Here is an 18,251-nt window from a genome sequence, read left to right on the forward strand (position 1 = left end):
CTATGACTAATACAATTAAAGCAAAAGCATATGATAAAGTTAACGCACTTGAATACAGCATAGAATGTTGCGGATTATCATTTTTATGCATAATTGGCAAACACATCAACGGTGGATTTGTGGCAATCACTAACTGGGGAGTGGCTGCGGAACTGTCAGCATTGAGCTGACACCACAAGAGATAAACCACGCATATGATATCAAAGACTATGAATACAAAAAGAATGATATTATTAATGCTATTAACGATGCAGAACGTCTCAGAATCGGTGAGATCAACTTGTCTAAGGACTTTCTGCAAAATAACGAATGGTTTATCAATGACGTTATGCGTCGGTATGACAAAATGGATGATCATATCGATGACTACAATATGGCACTTAAAGACACTTTGTACTTTGCTGACAAAGAATATGTGGACAAACTCCTTGATGAACAGGTCAAAGCAATGAGTCAATCCGAAAAAGATCAACATATAGAAGCTGCTGAAATGGCTATGGATTATAACAGCACCAATGGTCCAGGAATCTCTGAGATCGACTATCGGCTTTATGAAAAGCTCATTGAAGAAAGGTCGCAGCTAGAAAGCAACAACATTTCAGAAATGAAAGAGTACATTAATGACATATCAAAAAAATGCCATCAAACAAGCGATAAATGTTATCAGCAATCGTACAATGATATTTTCCTTTCGGACAAGCAAGCCGTTCAGGCAATAAAGTTGGGCATTCCAATTGGATATGTTTCAAAATATCCAGATTATCACGGATCATTTGCCGGATTATACACATTTAATTACGCAACAGATAAAACTTATGAAACCTGTAAGAAAAATGAATTTCTTGATAAAGGCCCTGTATTCCACTATACGCTCGCCAACGATCAGAAGGAGAAACTATTAAGCATAATTGATAAGGCTTTAGGCGAGCCTGAATTTGCTAAAAAGCTTGAAGCACCCAGGAAAAGCAATCAAAACAAGCAAAGATACACAGGAAGGAAATAAAAAATGAATGACCGATATTTATCTGATTCGGCTGATAATTTCCAAACAAAGACCAGCAATGAAAGGAGCATTTCAACATTGAATAATGGCATTTACGAAGTTATCAATGATAACAAGCACAGCTATTTTTACACACATCACGGTGGTAATTGTGTGACAGGAGCTCTTCGCCTGGATCAGACTCAGAGTTATGCCGAACAGATGAATATCAGCTTGGATCAGGCACTTTCAGAGATCACATATAACAACACATTTAAAGCTGATGCTAAAGGTGATAACGTCTTTGAGAAAGTTCCTGAAAATGAAGTTTATCTCTACAAAAAAGTATTCAATCAAAGTCCGGAGATAAACGCATACATAACTCTTGATCTTGATAATAATGTTTATAGATATCAGGAAAATATCAATAAATTCGGACGCAAGGCAAAAGATTACAAACTCGATCTTAGTGATGTAAAAAGAGCAGCTAATGAAGCCGTTAAAGAGTGTAACATTAAATACAGTAATACACCATATGAATTCAGCGAGCTTATACAAAGAACAGACAAGAAACTTGATCAACTAAACAAACAGCGTGACGATATAATGAGGATCGTTGTAGTTGAGCCAAATAAACCAGCATACGAAAAGCTATTGGATTGTTCTGAAGGTAAGCTGCGGCCAATGCAAAAAGTTGTAGATGGATTGATCGAGCCTGTTTACTATCTCAACGATCCAAATGCAATTATCTGGGCTAACGAAGAAGCTCGTATATGTGAAATGCAGCCGAACAGAAAATTTGATGGGAAGCAAGCCATTTGTGGTACTTTCTTCATATCCGGCGATACTGGAGAAGACAGCATATCTCTTACAGATGAACAGGTCAAAAAATACACGGAAAAGTTCAAAAAGCCAGATAAATTCTCAGAAAGAGAAATCAATGAAGCTTTAAGCTGTGAAATACAATGCGTATTCTTTGAAGACTTTTCGGCAGCTCAGAACATTGAAAAAGCTGTATCAAAACCTAAAGTGAAAGGCAGTCCTAAGCGATGAGAATGCAATTCAAATCTTCTTCGGAAAGATACTATTATTCCGAAAAAGAAAATACTCTGTATAAAGTAGCTGCAATGAAGAAAAGGTCAGAGGGACAAGCCACAGCTATCATACAAGATATGAAAAACAATAGCTTTATAGCCTATGGCTTAGAAATCAATAATCACAACATACATTGGATTCACAAGAGTAGGTACACCAATGAAGAACAACAGCCCAAAAAGTTATCCAAAAATTGCAAGCCAATGAAAGAGCTAACACTAAAGAAGAAACGTCCAAGAGGCCGAAAAGTAACCTAGTTCAAATACTAGCAATTCATACGTAAAGCATAAAGGATATAACGTACTCTTTTCTTTTTCGGCAAGTCTACCACGTGTGGTAGGCTACGCTCAGTTTCATATATTTATATTTTTCTCGCAAATTTGTTTAACATTAACAAAAAAGTTCAGCGACATACAGCATTTACACGATACCGGAATTATGGTATAATATAGTTAATGAAATTATAGGAGGGCGCATTTATGAAAGACACAATTAAGAAATCAGCTACGATAATATTGGCAGCCGCAATGATCGGTGCTAGTGCTGTTGCTCCAACGGCTGGGAAGCAGATCAATATATTTTCACAAACGACCATAACAGCAGAGGCGGCAAGCGTTGGAAAGGTCTCGGGGCTAACCTCAAAGACCCTCAGCAACAGCGAGATCAAGCTCAGCTGGAAGAAAGTCAGCGGTGCTTCGGGATATTCGGTTTGTATGAGAAAAGGTGGCAAATATAATCAAGTCGCTGATGTTAAGGGTACAAGCTATACAGTCAAAGGGCTTCCAAACGCCACAAGAGAGAATTTCAAGGTGCGTGCTTACAAGACTGTCAAGGGCAAAAAGATTTACGGCGCTTACTCCGACAACCGGAATACAGCGACTAATCCACAGGCTGCAAAAGGGTTAAAAGTGACTGCCGCAGATTCGGACAGCGTTAAGCTTTCTTGGACAAAGATCGGCTGTACAAATTATCGTGTTTTTCAGTTGATAAACGATGAATGGAAGGAAGTCGGCAAGACGACGTCGACAAACTACACAGTTAAAAATCTGACAGCTGAGAATGAGTACAAATTCAAGATCAGAGCTTGCAAGACTGATGATAAGAAAGCTAATCATTATGGCAAATATTCCGATACCATTGTTGCCGCTACAAACGTCCAAAAGGTCAACGGAGTGTACACGAACACGATCAGCAACAGCGAGATCAAACTCAGCTGGAATAAAGTCAACGGTGCCGACGGCTATCAAGTCGGTATGCGCAAAGACGGCAAGTATAATGAAGTCGCAGACGTGACAGAGACCAAGACTGTTATCTCGGGCTTGCCGAATGCAACCCGTGAAAATTTCAAAGTGCGTGCATACAAGGTGGTTGACGGCATTAAGTGTTACGGATCGTGGTCTGAGAACGTTACTACAGCCACTAATCCGCAAGCTTGCAAGGGGCTTAAAGTTACTAGCGTAACAGATAGCAGCGTTAAGCTGAGCTGGACAAAGATCGGCTACACCGATTATCGCATTTATCAGCTCAAAAACGGCAGCTGGAAGGAAGTCGGCAAAACGACTGGTACAAGCTACACAGTAAAAAATCTCTCATCAAAAACAACTTATGAATTCAAGATTAGAGCTTGCAAGACCGATGACAAAAAATCAAACCATTATGGCGCTTATTCCGATATCGTTTCTGCCACTACATTGAAGTCTGATAAGATTGAAAATCTTGACGATGTTAAAAGTCTTATGGCGGACATACAGCAATATGCTGATGAACGCACTCTAGCGATGTATGGTGATAACTGGACTAAAGAAGAAATACAGGAATGTAATAACAATCCACTTGATGGTAATGGTGGATACGATGAGATCCTTATATTTGAATATGACAAAAGTGGCAAAGTCGGAGCTTACTCCGTTTGTGTAACAGACGGTGGGCTTAGTTACTCAGATTGCTTGAAATATGCCAAAAAGTACATAGATTACGTAATGAAGCCGAACGACTGGATGCCGTTTGAATACTATAAAGAGCATATTTCATTGTACCTAGAGGATTGCCCTGAGGGTCACAACAATAATATGTATCTTAATTCTTGCTATGCACTTTACTTCCTGCTTTTTTAAATAATACAAATTCATAACCATTAAGACACTTGAGATTTTTCAAGTGTCTTTTTTTGTGCCAAAAACTCACCGAAAGAAAGGGGATTATCTTTCGGTTTGACATAGATAAATTTCTAAGAAAGGGTTGAAGTACGATGAAGAAACTTAAACGGGTCACTTCCCTGCTTATGTCGATGTTATTGACTGTTTCAATTTTGACCGAAGGTCTTGGAAACTTGGGATTGTTCAAAACTATTGAAGCGAATGCAGCGGAAAGTATCTCAACAACAGAAAATCATTGGTACGGCTACGGATATGACTTCCGAAATTCGGGACTGCCTGCTGCGTATGATATGCTGACAGGCACCAAGACATCAGTCATATCAAAAAATTTCAGCGAATGTTACAGCTTAGACTTTTGGGACTATTATCGTGGCGATAATGGCGAATGGTATTACTGTATGCAGTTAGGTATCAGACATTATGATACCGAAAAGCAAATGGCAACTGAAATGGATAAATTGCCAACAGTTTACAAAAACAACTTGTCTGATACACAAAAGTCTTGGCTCAAGTATGTAACAATCTATGGCTACCAAGGAACAACGCATTATGGATACAACGATGCCGAGGAGTACATAGCAACACAGCTTTGTGTTTGGTCTATACTTGCTAAGTATTACAAGCCGGAACAGACTGAGCTCGGCACAGATGAGACAAAAATGCTGAACAGTCTCAGGGGCTATAATATGAACAAAGCCCATATCAAGGATTGCTGGCAGAAACTTAAGTCAAATATCCGTTGGCATAAAGATATTCCAGCTGGAACGACTTCAGATAAACCTTCCGCCACAAAGGGTAACTCAGTTCATAAGCTATCATACAATCCTGTAACAGGAAAATACGAAGCAACCGTTAAATTCTCTCAGCAAATGGATCTGTTTGATATTTCAAAAACATCAGGAATCACTTTTACAAAGTCCGATAGTGACGGCGATGGATATAAGGATACTGTCAAGATCGTTGCGAATAAAAAGTCAGATATAAAAACTACTGCCATTTCGCTTACAAAAGAAAGAATGCTCCAGGGTGTTCGCACAAATGGCAACAAACCTAATATTCAAAAGGTACAGCCTATTATTCTTATGGCTGAAACTGATTATTCTGACCAGAATAAGCTTGGCACGATTGCAAAAACAGACCCAGTTACAGCTTACTTTGCTCTTGGCGTAAATGAAGGCAATGCAGAATTGCAGAAGCAGTTCCTTGATATCAACGGCAACAAAGTAACTGCTTCGACCACGATGAAACAGGCTGTCAGCTTCCAGCTTGTCTATACTTACGGCGGCAAGGACTACTACGTAACAGCGTCGGGTGATAACGGCAGCTACACATTCACCAGTACTGGTAACCAGTCAGCAGCTACAACATTCAAGACTGATTCAACAGGCAAGATCACAGTTAAGGGTCTGCCAACAGGAACATACACTTGGAAAGAGCTTGCGACATACCCAGGCTATTCCATCGCTGATGACACACATTTTTCTGTTAAGAGCGGCAGCACTTCAAAGGTGACTGTTGACAACCAGGAAAATACGCCCGATAAGATCACCATTACGAAAGAAATCTTAGGCGTTGATGGCGCAGCAGCTGATATGGAGAACAGCGACGTTGTTAAGGCTCTGGCTAACGTATTTAAGAACTGCGGATTCAGAGCTGCTGTTAAGATGGATAACGGCAAGACTGTATATCTGATTGCCGAAAAGAACCCAGCAGGAGACGGCATATACACCGCTTCTGGCACTACTGAGGACGTTTCAAAGGCGTCTACGCTTTATCTCAGCGACAAGGGTAAACTCACCGTTGCGCTTTCAGTACATCCCGAAACAAAGGTGATCCTTGAGCAGAAGGAAAAAGTTAAGTTTGAGGAAATCACCGCACCGCAGGATCTTGGCTATTACAAGAATAACTATGTAGCTGTAAACGCTGACAACACTAGCGGTAAGATGACAAACAAGGAAAGAGCTTTTGTTGTATATCTCGAAAAGACCGACGCCGAAACTGGCGATAAGGTAGACGGAGCAGAATACACGATGTATGCGGCAGAGGATATTTACAATGTATTCGGCGAAAAAGTTTATTCAGCCGATGAAGCCGTTGAGACTATCACAACACCAACTGCTTCTTTCTCGGGTGTGACATTTGGCAAGTACTACGTTAAAGAAACAGCAGCCCCAGAGGGATATCTGATCGATGAAACACGTTATGACGTTGAACCTTCAATTGATGGATCAAAGGTCGTTGTTAATTCAAACGTTGCTGTTACTACAACTGTTAAGTCCGCTGAAAAGCATTCAACAGGCAAGATCACGGTTTACAAGTATGACAAAGAAAATACAGCATATCCTCTCGAGGGTGCTGAGTTTGGTATTTTCGCAACAGACGATGTAACTGTTGATGATCACACATACAAGAGCGGCGATATCATCGAGTCCATCACAACAGGTGCAGATGGTTCAGCCGTAACGACAAAGGATTATCCCATCAATCACAATTTTGAGATCAAGGAGATCAAAGCACCTGCTAACTACAATATTGCAGACGAGTCTAAGCTTATCAGCCTCAAGTATGATGATGTGCTTGAGTATGTCACCGCTTCGGCAGAGTTCTACAATGAGTACAAGCAGGGTAAGATAATCATTTATAAGACAGATAATGTCGATCATAAGAAATACCTCGAAGGTGCTGAATTTAAGGTAACAGCTGCTGAAGATGTTATTGTCGCTGGCAGAACTATCTATGCCACTGGCGATACGATTGAGGAAGGCATTGTTACTGACATTTCTGGCAGAGCGGAGACAACAGCTCCTCTTTACGTTGGTTTCAGCTACACAGTAACTGAGACAAAAGCACCTACTGGATACAGTCTCAACGCTATTCCGCAGACTGTGAACCTTATCGATGACGGCGCAACCTTTATTGAAAAGTCGTTGGTATTTGAAAACACACCTTGGGACGTTCCTTTTGAGTTGACCAAAATAGATATGTCAACAAAAGAGCCAGTTCCAAACTGTGGTATTCGCATCCTTAACTCAAACAAGGAAGAAATTCAAAGAGGCTATACAGACGAAAACGGTAAGATCACATTTAAGGGCTTAACATATGGTTCGTATTACTTCCAGGAGTTTGACGCACCTGAAGGATACCTCATCAACGAGGAACTTCACCCATTTTTCGTAACTGAGGAAGGCAGGATCGTCAAGGACACTCTCGAAAATGTCCGCAAGACAGGCTCTATCAAGATCACGAAGAGAACAGAGGGCAACCTCAATGTAGGCGGTATCAAGTTTATTCTTTCGGGTACATCAGTAACAGGTGCAAAGGTAAACGAGATCGTTACAACGGACGAGAATGGTACTGCACGTTTTGATAGCATTCCTATCGGTAAGTACAAGATAACAGAGGACGGCAGCTCCGTTCCGACAGCATATCTTGTAGCTGACGAGCAGGACGTTGTTGTATCATACAATACAGAAGCCGTTGCTGAATTCTACAATGCAGAAAAAACAGGCTCAGTCAAGGTCGTAAAGACAACAGAGGGTCAAAAGAATATCTCAGGCATTAAGTTTATTCTCAGCGGTACGTCTGATTCTGGCAGAGAGATCGTTATGGACGAGATCACCAATGCTGACGGTATCGCAAACTTCACGAACATTCCTGTTGGAAAATATGAGATATACGAAGATGAATCTACTGTTCCAGCTGCATACCTTGTTGCAGACAAGCAGAATGTTACTGTGACATACAACAATGAAGCAGTAGCAACATTTGAAAATGCCGAAAGAAAGGGTTCTGTGACCGTTAAGAAAATCACAGAAGGACAGAAAAATGTAGAGAACATCAGATTTACTCTCAAGGGCATATCTGATAGCGGCAGAGATATCAGCCTTGAAGCTACAACTGATGCTGACGGTATCGCCACATTTGAGAACATTCCGGTCGGCAGCTATACAGTTGCTGAGGACGGCAGTACAGTCAATGTAGCATACCTTGTAGCTGATAGCAAGGATGTTACTGTTAAATACAACGAAAACACAGAAGTATCGTTTGAAAACATTGAGAAGGCTGGTTCTGTAAAGGTCGTAAAGACCACAGAGGGTAATCTCAACATTGCAAACATCAAGTTTGTTCTCTCGGGTACGTCTGACTCTGGCAGAGAGATCAATCTTGAAGCTTTGACTGACGAAAATGGTATTGCGCACTTTGAAAACATTCCTGTCGGAAATTATACAATATCAGAGGACGGTTCGACTGTTCCTGCTGCATATCTTGTGGCCGACAGCAAGGATGTAACTGTTTCACAGAATACTGAGACAGAAGTATCTTTTGAAAACGTTGAGAAGGTCGGTTCTGTAAAGGTCGTAAAAACAACAGAGGGCAACCTTAACATTGCGAACATCAAGTTTATTCTTTCGGGAACATCTGACTCGGGCAGAGAGATCGATCTTGAAGCTTTAACAGACGAAAATGGTGTTGCAAACTTCACAAACATTCCAGTCGGAACATACACGATAACTGAGGACGGTTCGACTGTTCCTACGGCTTATCTTGTTGCTGACAAGCAGACTGTTACTGTGACTGAGGCAGCTACTGCTGAGGTTAACATCAAGAACGAGGAAAAGACAGGTACTATTAAGGTACATAAAACGACTGAGGGCAACTATAACATAGCCAACATCAAGTTCTTCCTCAAGGGCACATCTGACAGCGGTCGTGAGATCAATATTCCTGCTGTAACTGATAAGGATGGCGTTGCGACATTTGAGAACATTCCGATAGGAACGTATCTGATCATTGAAGATGAATCTACTGTACCTTACGGTTATCTCGTAGCCGATGACAGAGAAGTAACTGTTACATATGCAGAAACTGTCGATGAGACTGTTCTTAATCTTGAAAAGACAGGAGCTGTGAAGATACACAAAACAACAGAAGGAAACTTCAATATCGAGGGTATTACATTTATCCTTTCGGGTAAATCCGACACAGGTCGTGATATTGAGATCAAGGCTGTTACTGACAAGGACGGCGTTGCGACATTCAGCAATGTGCCTATTGGAACATACACAATAACTGAGGACAGTTCAACTGTACCTTATGGCTATCTTGTTGCTGATGACAAAGAAGTAACTGTTACATATGCAGAAACTGTCGATGAGACTATTCTGAATCAGGAAAAGACGGGTTCTATCAAGGTTCAGAAAAAGACATCTGATATGACTAACATTGATGGTATCAAGTTTATCCTTCGTGGAACTTCCGACACAGGACGTGAAATCTATCTTGAAGCTACATCAGACGCTAACGGTGTAGCGAACTTTACAAACGTACCAATCGGAACATACACAATAACTGAAGACAGTTCAACCGTACCTTACGGCTATCTTGTTGCCGATGATAAGGAAGTTACCGTTAACTATGCGGAAACTGTGGACACAGAATTTTATAACGACAAGACACCTGACACACCAAAGACAGGTATCGACGCTAATGATGGCAGAACCATTCTGCTTTCGATAATACTTGCAGGCGCAGTACTTACAATAGCTGCTTGCAAGCGCAAGAAAGAAGATTAAATTATTCTTTCGGATTTTTTTGATGATGATATTGGGGATTGGTTCAATTTACAATTTAAGGGGATTATGGATCAATAGAAATGTGTCACCGTGACACAACGGAAGAAGCGCCTGCAACGGGGCAGGCGCTGAGAATTGGGAGAAAACACTTTTTATTCTGGAAATTCGTATCTTCGTGATACTTATATATATAGTTTTACAAATAAGATTGTTGACATAAAATTTAATTGAAGGTGATGCTGAGATGAAAGTAAAAAATATAAATATATGTGCATTAGCGAAAGTGTTTGTTAAATATGATTTTTTTAACGACGATCCTGAAATGACTATTGAACGCAATATAGCTTATGGTATTCTTCTTGATGTATATGATGCGCTTTCTGCCGAAGCTAAAGATGAATTATATTGTTATTATAATATTATTCAAAGCAGAAGCAAAAAGAAAGTGGCAGATATGTGAGGTGCATTTACTGACAACATTATGAAGCTTTGTTGCAGAGATCAATTTGTTGTTGACATTAAATTTTCAAGCTATAAAAGGGATAAATCAATATATATGAAAACAGCGTCTGCTGTGAAGTAGACGCTGAGTGTTTAGCTGGCTATTTATCTAAACTCTTTTATGATCTCTTATTGTAAAGCCATAGTATTCCAAATGGTAACAATGATAAAACTAATGCAATCTGATGTTCTGTGGAAAACAGTTTTGCAAAATAGGTCAAAGAATAGTCCCAATTCTGGTGAACTGACATAATTATTGACAAAAAATAAATCACCAACAGGCTAGGGAATATAAGAAGTCCTGCTGTATCACCAAAGTCAAGCAAGAACAGATATTTATTTCCAACCTTATCGATCGCTGGATATTTGTTGTTAAATTCTATGGCAAAAAACAGATGAAACAATCCATATGTTATTATTTTCACACACACTAATATGACCATTAAGGTGAAAAAGCCAAAAATGAGCAAATTGGTCAAGTCATAAATTCCATATTTTCCGAAAAGAAACCAATCAAGCTCTGATTTAAAATCATTGTTGAGTGTACAGATATGTAGTGCGAATATTGTTAAAAATGAGCAAAACTTATTCTTTTTCGATAGAAAAAATAAGTCTTTGATTTGTTCATACACTATACTCACCTCCTTTCTGATTTTAATTATATCTTAAAACCCAAAACCAGTCAAGCAAAGGAGATATTTTTATATGGACAATAATAATCAAACACCTTTTTTAGATTTCACATTGCTAATATTATTGATTTTTGCAAACGCATTGCTTTACGGATTTTTCAGAATATATTTCGAGAGCAATTCGATACTAAGATTAAAAATAGAGATTATATGGCTACTGATCAAGGCACTTATAATTGTGCTGAATAGCAAATATATGTGCAAGCTTGGATACAAGCTAACACACGATCAAGATGTTTCAACAAACTTTTGGTCAATTGTAAGAAACACTCATCTTCTAAGTTGTATTTGTACTTTTATAGCATTTTTGCTTATGATTGGTTGAATGTACAACTTAACAACACAATACAAATAATAAATAGAAACGGAGAGAATACATTATGACATTTTTACTTTTCTTTGTACCTGGTGCTATTGCTGTCGCTGGTTCACTTGCATACTACCTACTAAGAGATAGGCTCATTACTAAACTGCTCAAAGCTATATCCATATCCTTTTATTTTCTTGGTGGGCTATATTGGTTTGTTTTGGCAACGTCCGCTTTGGATGACTTCACCACAGATATATTTAATGCTTCCATAGATATTAATTATAAGTTGCTGATATGTATACCTATATACGTTATTATAGCAACTTTCTTTTGGAAGCTCTCAAAGAAATTCGACATTCACGATGAAGACAACGATGAGAAAAGAAACAATATGAATGAATGAAAAAGTACTTTTATAGATGCTTGACAGGGAAATCATATTTGTTGTATAATTTAACTTATAGCATTTATGCGTAAAGGAGAGAACTTATATGTTTCAACATATTTTCAAAAAGCAGAAGATAAATAGTAGTGTAGATACTGACGCAGAGTCTCTTAGGAAGGCAGAACAAGTAGCGCAATTTAGAGAACACTATCATAAAATTATAAATACTGTAACATCACTACTCGAAAAAACACCTGATACCGACAATGAAAACGACAAAGAACTGATGCTCGAATACATAATTAATTCTTTACTAGATTATGCTTGCTCAGAAGCAATTGTAAAGCCGTTATACAATGATCACGAAAACCTTCCCAGACCATTTCCTATTCGGTTTTACGACGAAGATAGTGAAAGGTTAGACTTTGATATTCAGAAACGGACAACTGTTGATTTAGCATCTACCAAAATCTATGTATGGCCTTGGAATAATTCCAGGACGCAAAATAGCATAATACGAATTTCAAAAGAAAAATTCGTATTTTTTGAAAATAATCACCGTGCAATCTACTACCCTGACATCAATCTGTGTTATGTACATAACGGAAATCACTCGATCAATGCTGGTCGTTATTTCAAAAAAGGTAGTATAGCAGCTGATGAATACGACCTCACCAAAGGTTTCAAGCATATATCAACTGATGGTGCATATTGGTACAATTCACATACTGGAGAAGAGTTAGAGCCAACACAGGACTTCAGATTCGCAGCCGTTTTCACCATCGCAAAAATGAAGTATGACATTACTCACCCGAATAATAAATAATATTTAAAGCGTTTGCTTCGGCAGGCGCTTTTTTTATATTCAAAACAGATAGGAGGATTTTTTATGGATGGTTTTAAATGCATTAAACAATTGGATTTAATGCGCAGAATCGTGCTGCCAAGCGTACTATGTGATGAGGCTCACATTAAGAAAGGTGACCAAATTTCTATTACCGTCGATGGTGATAAGATCATCATCCAGGGAATTGCGCCCAAGTGTATTTTCTGCGGTGACGAACAGAACTTGATCAAGTACAAGGGCAAACTTGTATGTCAAAAATGTTTAAGCGAAATGACTGATAAAACAGAAAGGTAGAGTGAAACGAAATGAAAATAACGATCGAGATCAACGATGAAAAAGCTAATGCGATAAACCTATATATGAAGAAACATAATCCGAATGAAAATTTGTCAATTCTCATCCAAAAATCAGCTGAGGAAACATCAGAAAAAGCATATAACAAATATGTGCCAAAAGCAATTCGAGACTATTTTAATATGCTCAACAGCAATACGGAGGAACAGATATGAAAAAAGCATTTCTGTTCCTTATTTTTGTGTCGATATTCCTGACTGGTTGCAGCGAAAAAGATGAGTCATCCTCACTAGCACCAACCAATATCAGTTCACAGACAACAGTTGCCGAAAACAAAGGATCAAATTCTTCTTCGGAAGATACTTCTTTAACGAACAGCAACAGTACCAGCAGTAATACAGATTCTGTGGCTGAAGAAAGCGAGCCTTCAACAACAACTTCAGCTGCGGTAACAACTACCATTACCGAACAGTCACCTGTTGATATGACAGTCACGACAGACGAGGATACTCTTGTTATCCAGCTTCCACAAGAAGTCAAAACTCTGCCCGTTATAGTCATACACTTTATTTCCTATGAAAAAACTGATACAGGCTATAAGTTCTATTACAGTATTGATGATAACAATTGTAACGCTGATTTCATCCTTACTTCTGTTGTTGTCGATAATATGGACGTAACATCTGTATGCGATATAAAAGACTTTGCTGTAACAAAAGGTTCTTCAACAGAAGGTTCATTTACTATTGCATACAACAAAATAACGCCGAACAGTCTGATGAAATTCACAGGCAATTGGATCAATAATGACACCGGAACAGTAGAATACCTTAGCTTCTACTATGAAGCTTCGTTAGAATTGATGACAGAAAACAATTAGGGAGTGACAGTAATGGCAATTGATTTAAAGGATCAAACCTTCGGCGTTGAGATAGAGTTTACTGGCATATCACGAGAACGAGCGGCTGAAGTTATAGCTGACTACTTTGATACATTCCCTTCTTCATCGGATGGCTCTTGTTACGATACAAGAAAAATAATCGATTCTCAAGGGCGAAAATGGCAAATAATGCGTGACTCATCAATTTCTCCTGAACGTCGTAATCCATCAGAGCATTATTCCATTGATGATTATCGATGCGAATTTGTCACACCAATATTGAAGTCAGATGAAGATATGCGTGATCTTCAGCAACTGGTAAGAAATCTAAGACAAGCAGGTATGAAGGTGAACAGCAGCTGTGGACTGCACGTGCATATAGGAGCAGAACGCCAAGATGCAAAATCACTCACAAGGCTTTCTAACATAATGTATCAAAAGGAAGATATACTTTTTCACGCACTTAAAGTGCCCGAAAGCAGAGCAATGCGCTGGTGCAAGAAAACTGATGAAGAATATATTCGGCGGTTAAACGCAAAAAAGCCTACAACCAAAGACCAACTTGCCGATATTTGGTATGGAAGCACCGATAATTATAACAGTCGATTTTCACACTACAATTCAAGCCGTTATAGAGCTCTGAATCTGCACGCATACTTCACAAAAGGCACAGTAGAATTCCGATGCTTTAATTCTACCACAAATGCCGGTAAAGTACGAACATATGTGAGATTTGCACAAGCGGTGACTGCGCAAGCGCTCAATCAACGCAGCGCTTCTGTACATAAAACACACTCCTCAAATGAATGTTACACTTTCCGCACCTGGCTTATAAGGATAGGTCTCAATGGAGACGAATTCAAAGTACCACGTCAATATCTATTGTCAAACCTAGAAGGACGAAAAGACTGGAAAGACAAAGCAGCAGCGATGGAGCGGCGCAGGCTGCGTGCACAAGAGGCAAGGTCTATCGCAGAAAGCGTACAGCAGCTTCAAAGCAATTCCAACAATCCAAGCGAGGTTACGATACGAAACATAATCAATACTCCTGATCGTGAAGAAAGGATGGATAACACACTTTCGTTGAGAGAACGAATCGTTATGTTGTTGGAAAGCGTGCGTACTGACGAAAGTATAACTGCCGAAGAGAGAATAAGTATATTCAATGTGCTCGGTATAAATCCCGACGAACAGAATCTCTCGGTTCATATTAATCGCAACAGCGAACAGACGATCAACCCATCTTCAGACCAGCAACGGGAACACCCCACAAACAGACGTAATCTCTCAAGAAACAGAAGCCGATAAAAACATCCTACCACGTGTGGTATGATGAAAGGAGGTCAATATGATATCTGATGAAGAATACAATGAGCTAATGCAGCTATTCTATTCACCTGATAACACCCCAAAAAGGTCTGATCACGGAGACAAAAGTTACAAACTCTATGTCGCATATGGTAGCAACATTAATGTTGATCAGATGAAATTCCGCTGCCCTGATGCTCAAATATATTCAACAGGAATGGTACAAGACTATGAGCTGTCTTTTAATAAAGTTGCAACGCTAATAAAAAAAGAAGGTGAGTTATCCCCTGCTCTTGTTTGGAAGCTTCCTTCTTCGGATGAAAAATCACTAGACAAATTTGAAGGTTATCCTCATAAATATAAAAAAATCGCAGTTGATGTAAAATGCGGTGATGAGATCATATCAGGTATGGCATACGTTATGGTCAATTCCAACGAGTATAAAATACCTACTGACGAATATTATCAGCGTATCGAAAAAGGATATATTGAAAATGGTCTTCCACTCGAATACCTCGAAAATGCCCTTGCCAAAACAGAAGAAAAAGTATACGAAACTATTGAATATGACGATGATCCGCTATCATTATATAACCGGCAATATCTTGACTATGTCAGCAACAATGATGACGCTATGGTAAATGCGTTTCGGATGGGCGCAATGTATCAGCAAAAATATGCAGATAGCAGCTTGCAAGCTTTTGAGATCATAGACTTACTAAACGAATACAAAACTGCTGATCAATTTGAAAAAGTTTTGAATGATATCGATATGCGTGAAAGTGTAAACAATCTCTATTGTGCATACGGAAGCAATATGAATATAGAGCAGATGAAGTATCGCTGTCCAAACTCAAAAATCATATCAACCGGAACGCTTGAAGGTTATGAACTAATATTCAATAGGTACGCCAATGTTATTAAGTCTAAAAACGAGAGCACACCAGTAGTATTGTGGGAAATCGCCCCACAGGACTGGAAAAAGCTTGATCAGTATGAGGGATATCCATCCTTATACCGAAAAGAAATTGTTGCTGTAACGGCAAATGGGAAAACGCAAAATTCCCTGATCTATATTATGAATTCACCGGATTTTGCAATGTCTCCGCCTTGTAAGCCATATCTTGATGGAATAATACAAGGGTGTTTACAGAATGATATAGATATCTCTCATCTTGACAAAGCTTACTGTCAATCAGTTGCAGCGGTACGAAAAAGCAGAAATCCTGGTTACAGTAAGAACAGGTGATAATGATGAAAATCGAAAATGCAAACTACATCAAAGCTGTTGTTGGCGGTCACGAATATGCTCTTCAAAACGACCCTAAAAATGTTGCAGCGGCAATATTTAGAGCCAATGCTGCTCAAGAGAGCATAAGTATATTAACACCGGATAATGTTACCGTGGTATCTACATTTGGGTCTTTCATAGATCGCTGCTCCGATTTTGAATACGCAAACTTTAAACTTTTGCCAGAACTTACAGCGATGCAAACGCTCGAACAGCCTGTCCCTCAAGTCAGAATGTATCGCAGTAGTGATAAATCTAAAAACAATAACCTAACGAGATAGGGGTGAAAAAAATTGTATAAAAACGAAAGAGACTCATCACCGCCGATCAACAACCAGGTGGTCGATTTTTGCGGTGATAAAATAATAATGCTGTTATCAGATTACCCTGGAAAACTATTTTTCCAGACTTCAGATAGCAGCATTTTTATTTTGGGTGAACATCTTGTAGACGCCGAACCCAAGCCCATAGAACTTCTGCCCGAGGAAGAGCAGGAGCGCATATTGCGGCACTACGAACAGAAAAGGGGGCAGCGTTTATGAGTGTATTCATACCCGGAACACGATTTTCTGACGAACAGATTCGTGAAGCACGAAATATGTCTACCTGTGAGGTCATATCTAATGTCACCGGCTTTAGTTTTGAACGATGCGGCAGCGAATGGAAGTGCAAAGAACACGATTCTCTCAGAGTTTTTAAAGACGGAAAAGGCTGGACTTGGTACAGTCAGAACATAAGCGGTGCAAGCTGTATTGATTTTTTGATAAAAAGTGAGGGCTATTCCTGGCAACAAGCAATGGCTTCACTCACAAAAGGTCAGTACACTCAAAGTAAATATTCTTCTCGGTCAGAAGAACAACTAAGCGCACCTAAAGAGCTAAAACTGCCGGAAAGAACGACTGAGAAATATTCCAAAGTATATGCTTATCTGATGCAAAAACGCTGCATTGATGTTGAAGTGATAAACCATTGTGTGAAACACGAACAGCTCTACCAAGACACCCGTGGGAACTGTGTATTTGTAGGAAAGAATGACGCTGGCCAACCCAAATATGCTATGCTCAGAGGAACATACTCGCTTGATGATGGACGTACCTACAAAGGTGAGGCAAGCGGTTCTAATAAAATGTATGGTTTCAGAATGGATGGCACTTGTGAAAGCCATATCTTTGTTTTTGAAGCACCAATAGATGCGCTGAGTCACGCTACGCTCAACATACAGCGATCAAAAGATATGGGCATAGCTGATTGGCATAATAGCTGGAAGCGCCATACCAGGCTTGCGCTTGGGGGAACAGCAGATGTCGCACTTGCCACATACCTCACCACCCATCCGAAGATCAAGGAAATATCATTTTGTCTTGATAAAGACGAAGCTGGAATGAAAGCTGCCGCTAAATATCAAGAGAAATATTCCTTGCAAGGATACAAAGTAAACATATACACAGTTCCTGAGAATTGTGGAAAAGACTACAATGAATATCTTTGCAAAGTCACAGAAAGCAGAAGAAATGTAGGCCGTCAAAAGGCGGTTACATATAATCAACAGCGTGCAATGCGCTGAAAAGAAAAGGAGTTTATACTTATGAAGATCAAAAAGATCACTCGCAGCATTACGGCAACGATAACAGCATTGATGTTATCGATCGCAAGCTCGATCAACGTCTTCGCAGCTGAAGCAGATGGCTGGGCAAGTGTTATCAACTGGGGCAATACCTTCGCTGAGCACCTTCAATCTATCGGTAGGGTGGTGGCGATCATAGCCGCTGTTATACTCGGTATCGTGTGCATAACTGGCGGCAGAGATTGGGTGAACAAGCTTAAATCTGTCGGCGGCGGAATTTTAATTGGTATTGTCATTATATCTTTTGGCACATCGATTGTTGCAGGACTTTTTGCATAGCAAAACAGAACACCATTACGGTGTTCTGCAATGG

The 18,251-nt window shown here is 39.5% G+C and carries 18 protein-coding genes; 17 read left to right on the plus strand and 1 reads right to left on the minus strand.

What is annotated here, in order from left to right:
- Positions 1-2 precede the first annotated feature (2 nt).
- From QZ371_RS08100 to QZ371_RS08125, 6 genes are all read left to right on the plus strand, one after another.
- Entirely contained in the window at positions 3-170 is a 168-nt protein-coding gene (locus tag QZ371_RS08100; RefSeq protein WP_295211576.1) for a hypothetical protein, read from the plus strand.
- A 176-nt stretch (positions 171-346) separates the two neighbouring features.
- The gene (locus tag QZ371_RS08105; RefSeq protein ID WP_295211577.1) at positions 347-1,003 is read left to right on the plus strand and encodes a hypothetical protein; all 657 of its coding nucleotides are present in this window, start codon (positions 347-349) and stop codon (positions 1,001-1,003) included.
- 3 nt (positions 1,004-1,006) lie between these two features.
- Positions 1,007-2,035 (plus strand): DUF3846 domain-containing protein, encoded by a 1,029-nt coding sequence (locus QZ371_RS08110; protein WP_295211579.1) that lies wholly within the window; start codon positions 1,007-1,009, stop codon positions 2,033-2,035.
- A gap of 521 nt (positions 2,036-2,556) precedes the next feature.
- Positions 2,557-4,191 (plus strand): fibronectin type III domain-containing protein, encoded by a 1,635-nt coding sequence (locus QZ371_RS08115; RefSeq protein WP_295211581.1) that lies wholly within the window; start codon positions 2,557-2,559, stop codon positions 4,189-4,191.
- Positions 4,192-4,325: 134 nt separating this feature from the next.
- A complete protein-coding gene (locus QZ371_RS08120; protein WP_295211583.1) occupies positions 4,326-9,806 on the plus strand; it encodes a SpaA isopeptide-forming pilin-related protein in 5,481 nt (1,826 codons plus the stop codon).
- A 244-nt stretch (positions 9,807-10,050) separates the two neighbouring features.
- A complete protein-coding gene (locus QZ371_RS08125; protein WP_295211584.1) occupies positions 10,051-10,266 on the plus strand; it encodes a hypothetical protein in 216 nt (71 codons plus the stop codon).
- Between the two features lie 160 nt (positions 10,267-10,426).
- Here QZ371_RS08125 and QZ371_RS08130 read toward each other — a convergent pair whose 3' ends face one another.
- Positions 10,427-10,939: a hypothetical protein gene (locus QZ371_RS08130; RefSeq protein ID WP_295211586.1), complete on the minus strand. Its 513-nt coding sequence runs from the start codon at positions 10,937-10,939 to the stop codon at positions 10,427-10,429.
- 440 nt (positions 10,940-11,379) lie between these two features.
- On the opposite strand from QZ371_RS08130, the gene QZ371_RS08135 reads away from it, so the two are divergent.
- The 11 genes from QZ371_RS08135 (at position 11,380) to QZ371_RS08185 (ending at position 18,217) form a co-directional block, all read left to right on the plus strand.
- Complete coding sequence (locus QZ371_RS08135) at positions 11,380-11,712, plus strand: hypothetical protein (protein WP_295211588.1); 333 nt, start codon at positions 11,380-11,382, stop codon at positions 11,710-11,712.
- 88 nt (positions 11,713-11,800) lie between these two features.
- A complete protein-coding gene (locus QZ371_RS08140) occupies positions 11,801-12,520 on the plus strand; it encodes a DUF6710 family protein (RefSeq protein ID WP_295211590.1) in 720 nt (239 codons plus the stop codon).
- 63 nt (positions 12,521-12,583) lie between these two features.
- Positions 12,584-12,835 (plus strand): AbrB/MazE/SpoVT family DNA-binding domain-containing protein, encoded by a 252-nt coding sequence (locus tag QZ371_RS08145; RefSeq protein WP_295211592.1) that lies wholly within the window; start codon positions 12,584-12,586, stop codon positions 12,833-12,835.
- Between the two features lie 11 nt (positions 12,836-12,846).
- Positions 12,847-13,050, plus strand: coding sequence for a hypothetical protein (locus QZ371_RS08150; protein ID WP_295211594.1), 204 nt, complete (start codon positions 12,847-12,849; stop codon positions 13,048-13,050).
- Between the two features lie 191 nt (positions 13,051-13,241).
- Positions 13,242-13,715 (plus strand): hypothetical protein, encoded by a 474-nt coding sequence (locus QZ371_RS08155; protein WP_295211596.1) that lies wholly within the window; start codon positions 13,242-13,244, stop codon positions 13,713-13,715.
- A gap of 12 nt (positions 13,716-13,727) precedes the next feature.
- Positions 13,728-15,023, plus strand: a complete 1,296-nt coding sequence (locus QZ371_RS08160; protein WP_295211598.1) for an amidoligase family protein — start codon at positions 13,728-13,730, stop codon at positions 15,021-15,023.
- 40 nt (positions 15,024-15,063) lie between these two features.
- Positions 15,064-16,272: a gamma-glutamylcyclotransferase family protein gene (locus tag QZ371_RS08165; protein ID WP_295211600.1), complete on the plus strand. Its 1,209-nt coding sequence runs from the start codon at positions 15,064-15,066 to the stop codon at positions 16,270-16,272.
- Positions 16,273-16,274: 2 nt separating this feature from the next.
- Positions 16,275-16,595 carry a hypothetical protein gene (locus tag QZ371_RS08170; RefSeq protein ID WP_295211601.1) on the plus strand — a complete coding sequence of 107 codons (321 nt, stop codon included), beginning with the start codon at positions 16,275-16,277 and terminating at the stop codon, positions 16,593-16,595.
- A gap of 12 nt (positions 16,596-16,607) precedes the next feature.
- Positions 16,608-16,856: a hypothetical protein gene (locus tag QZ371_RS08175; RefSeq protein WP_295211603.1), complete on the plus strand. Its 249-nt coding sequence runs from the start codon at positions 16,608-16,610 to the stop codon at positions 16,854-16,856.
- Positions 16,853-17,878 (plus strand): DUF3991 and toprim domain-containing protein, encoded by a 1,026-nt coding sequence (locus tag QZ371_RS08180; protein ID WP_295211604.1) that lies wholly within the window; start codon positions 16,853-16,855, stop codon positions 17,876-17,878. The genes QZ371_RS08175 and QZ371_RS08180 overlap by 4 nt, the downstream gene beginning before the upstream one ends.
- Positions 17,879-17,899: 21 nt before the next feature.
- Complete coding sequence (locus QZ371_RS08185; RefSeq protein WP_295211606.1) at positions 17,900-18,217, plus strand: TrbC/VirB2 family protein; 318 nt, start codon at positions 17,900-17,902, stop codon at positions 18,215-18,217.
- The last annotated feature ends 34 nt before the right edge of the window (positions 18,218-18,251 follow it).

This window comes from Ruminococcus sp. (genome assembly GCF_019423705.1).
Lineage (GTDB): Bacteria > Bacillota > Clostridia > Oscillospirales > Ruminococcaceae > Hominimerdicola.

Bases quoted from the DNA above. Each gene is read 5' to 3' on its own strand.
- QZ371_RS08100 (WP_295211576.1), top strand. From the start codon at position 3: ATGACTAATACAATTAAAGCAAAAGCATATGATAAAGTTAACGCACTT.
- QZ371_RS08105 (WP_295211577.1), top strand. From the start codon at position 347: ATGGATGATCATATCGATGACTACAATATGGCACTTAAAGACACTTTG.
- QZ371_RS08110 (WP_295211579.1), top strand. From the start codon at position 1,007: ATGAATGACCGATATTTATCTGATTCGGCTGATAATTTCCAAACAAAG.
- QZ371_RS08115 (WP_295211581.1), top strand. From the start codon at position 2,557: ATGAAAGACACAATTAAGAAATCAGCTACGATAATATTGGCAGCCGCA.
- QZ371_RS08120 (WP_295211583.1), top strand. From the start codon at position 4,326: ATGAAGAAACTTAAACGGGTCACTTCCCTGCTTATGTCGATGTTATTG.
- QZ371_RS08125 (WP_295211584.1), top strand. From the start codon at position 10,051: ATGAAAGTAAAAAATATAAATATATGTGCATTAGCGAAAGTGTTTGTT.
- QZ371_RS08135 (WP_295211588.1), top strand. From the start codon at position 11,380: ATGACATTTTTACTTTTCTTTGTACCTGGTGCTATTGCTGTCGCTGGT.
- QZ371_RS08140 (WP_295211590.1), top strand. From the start codon at position 11,801: ATGTTTCAACATATTTTCAAAAAGCAGAAGATAAATAGTAGTGTAGAT.
- QZ371_RS08145 (WP_295211592.1), top strand. From the start codon at position 12,584: ATGGATGGTTTTAAATGCATTAAACAATTGGATTTAATGCGCAGAATC.
- QZ371_RS08150 (WP_295211594.1), top strand. From the start codon at position 12,847: ATGAAAATAACGATCGAGATCAACGATGAAAAAGCTAATGCGATAAAC.
- QZ371_RS08160 (WP_295211598.1), top strand. From the start codon at position 13,728: ATGGCAATTGATTTAAAGGATCAAACCTTCGGCGTTGAGATAGAGTTT.
- QZ371_RS08165 (WP_295211600.1), top strand. From the start codon at position 15,064: ATGATATCTGATGAAGAATACAATGAGCTAATGCAGCTATTCTATTCA.
- QZ371_RS08170 (WP_295211601.1), top strand. From the start codon at position 16,275: ATGATGAAAATCGAAAATGCAAACTACATCAAAGCTGTTGTTGGCGGT.
- QZ371_RS08180 (WP_295211604.1), top strand. From the start codon at position 16,853: ATGAGTGTATTCATACCCGGAACACGATTTTCTGACGAACAGATTCGT.
- QZ371_RS08185 (WP_295211606.1), top strand. From the start codon at position 17,900: ATGAAGATCAAAAAGATCACTCGCAGCATTACGGCAACGATAACAGCA.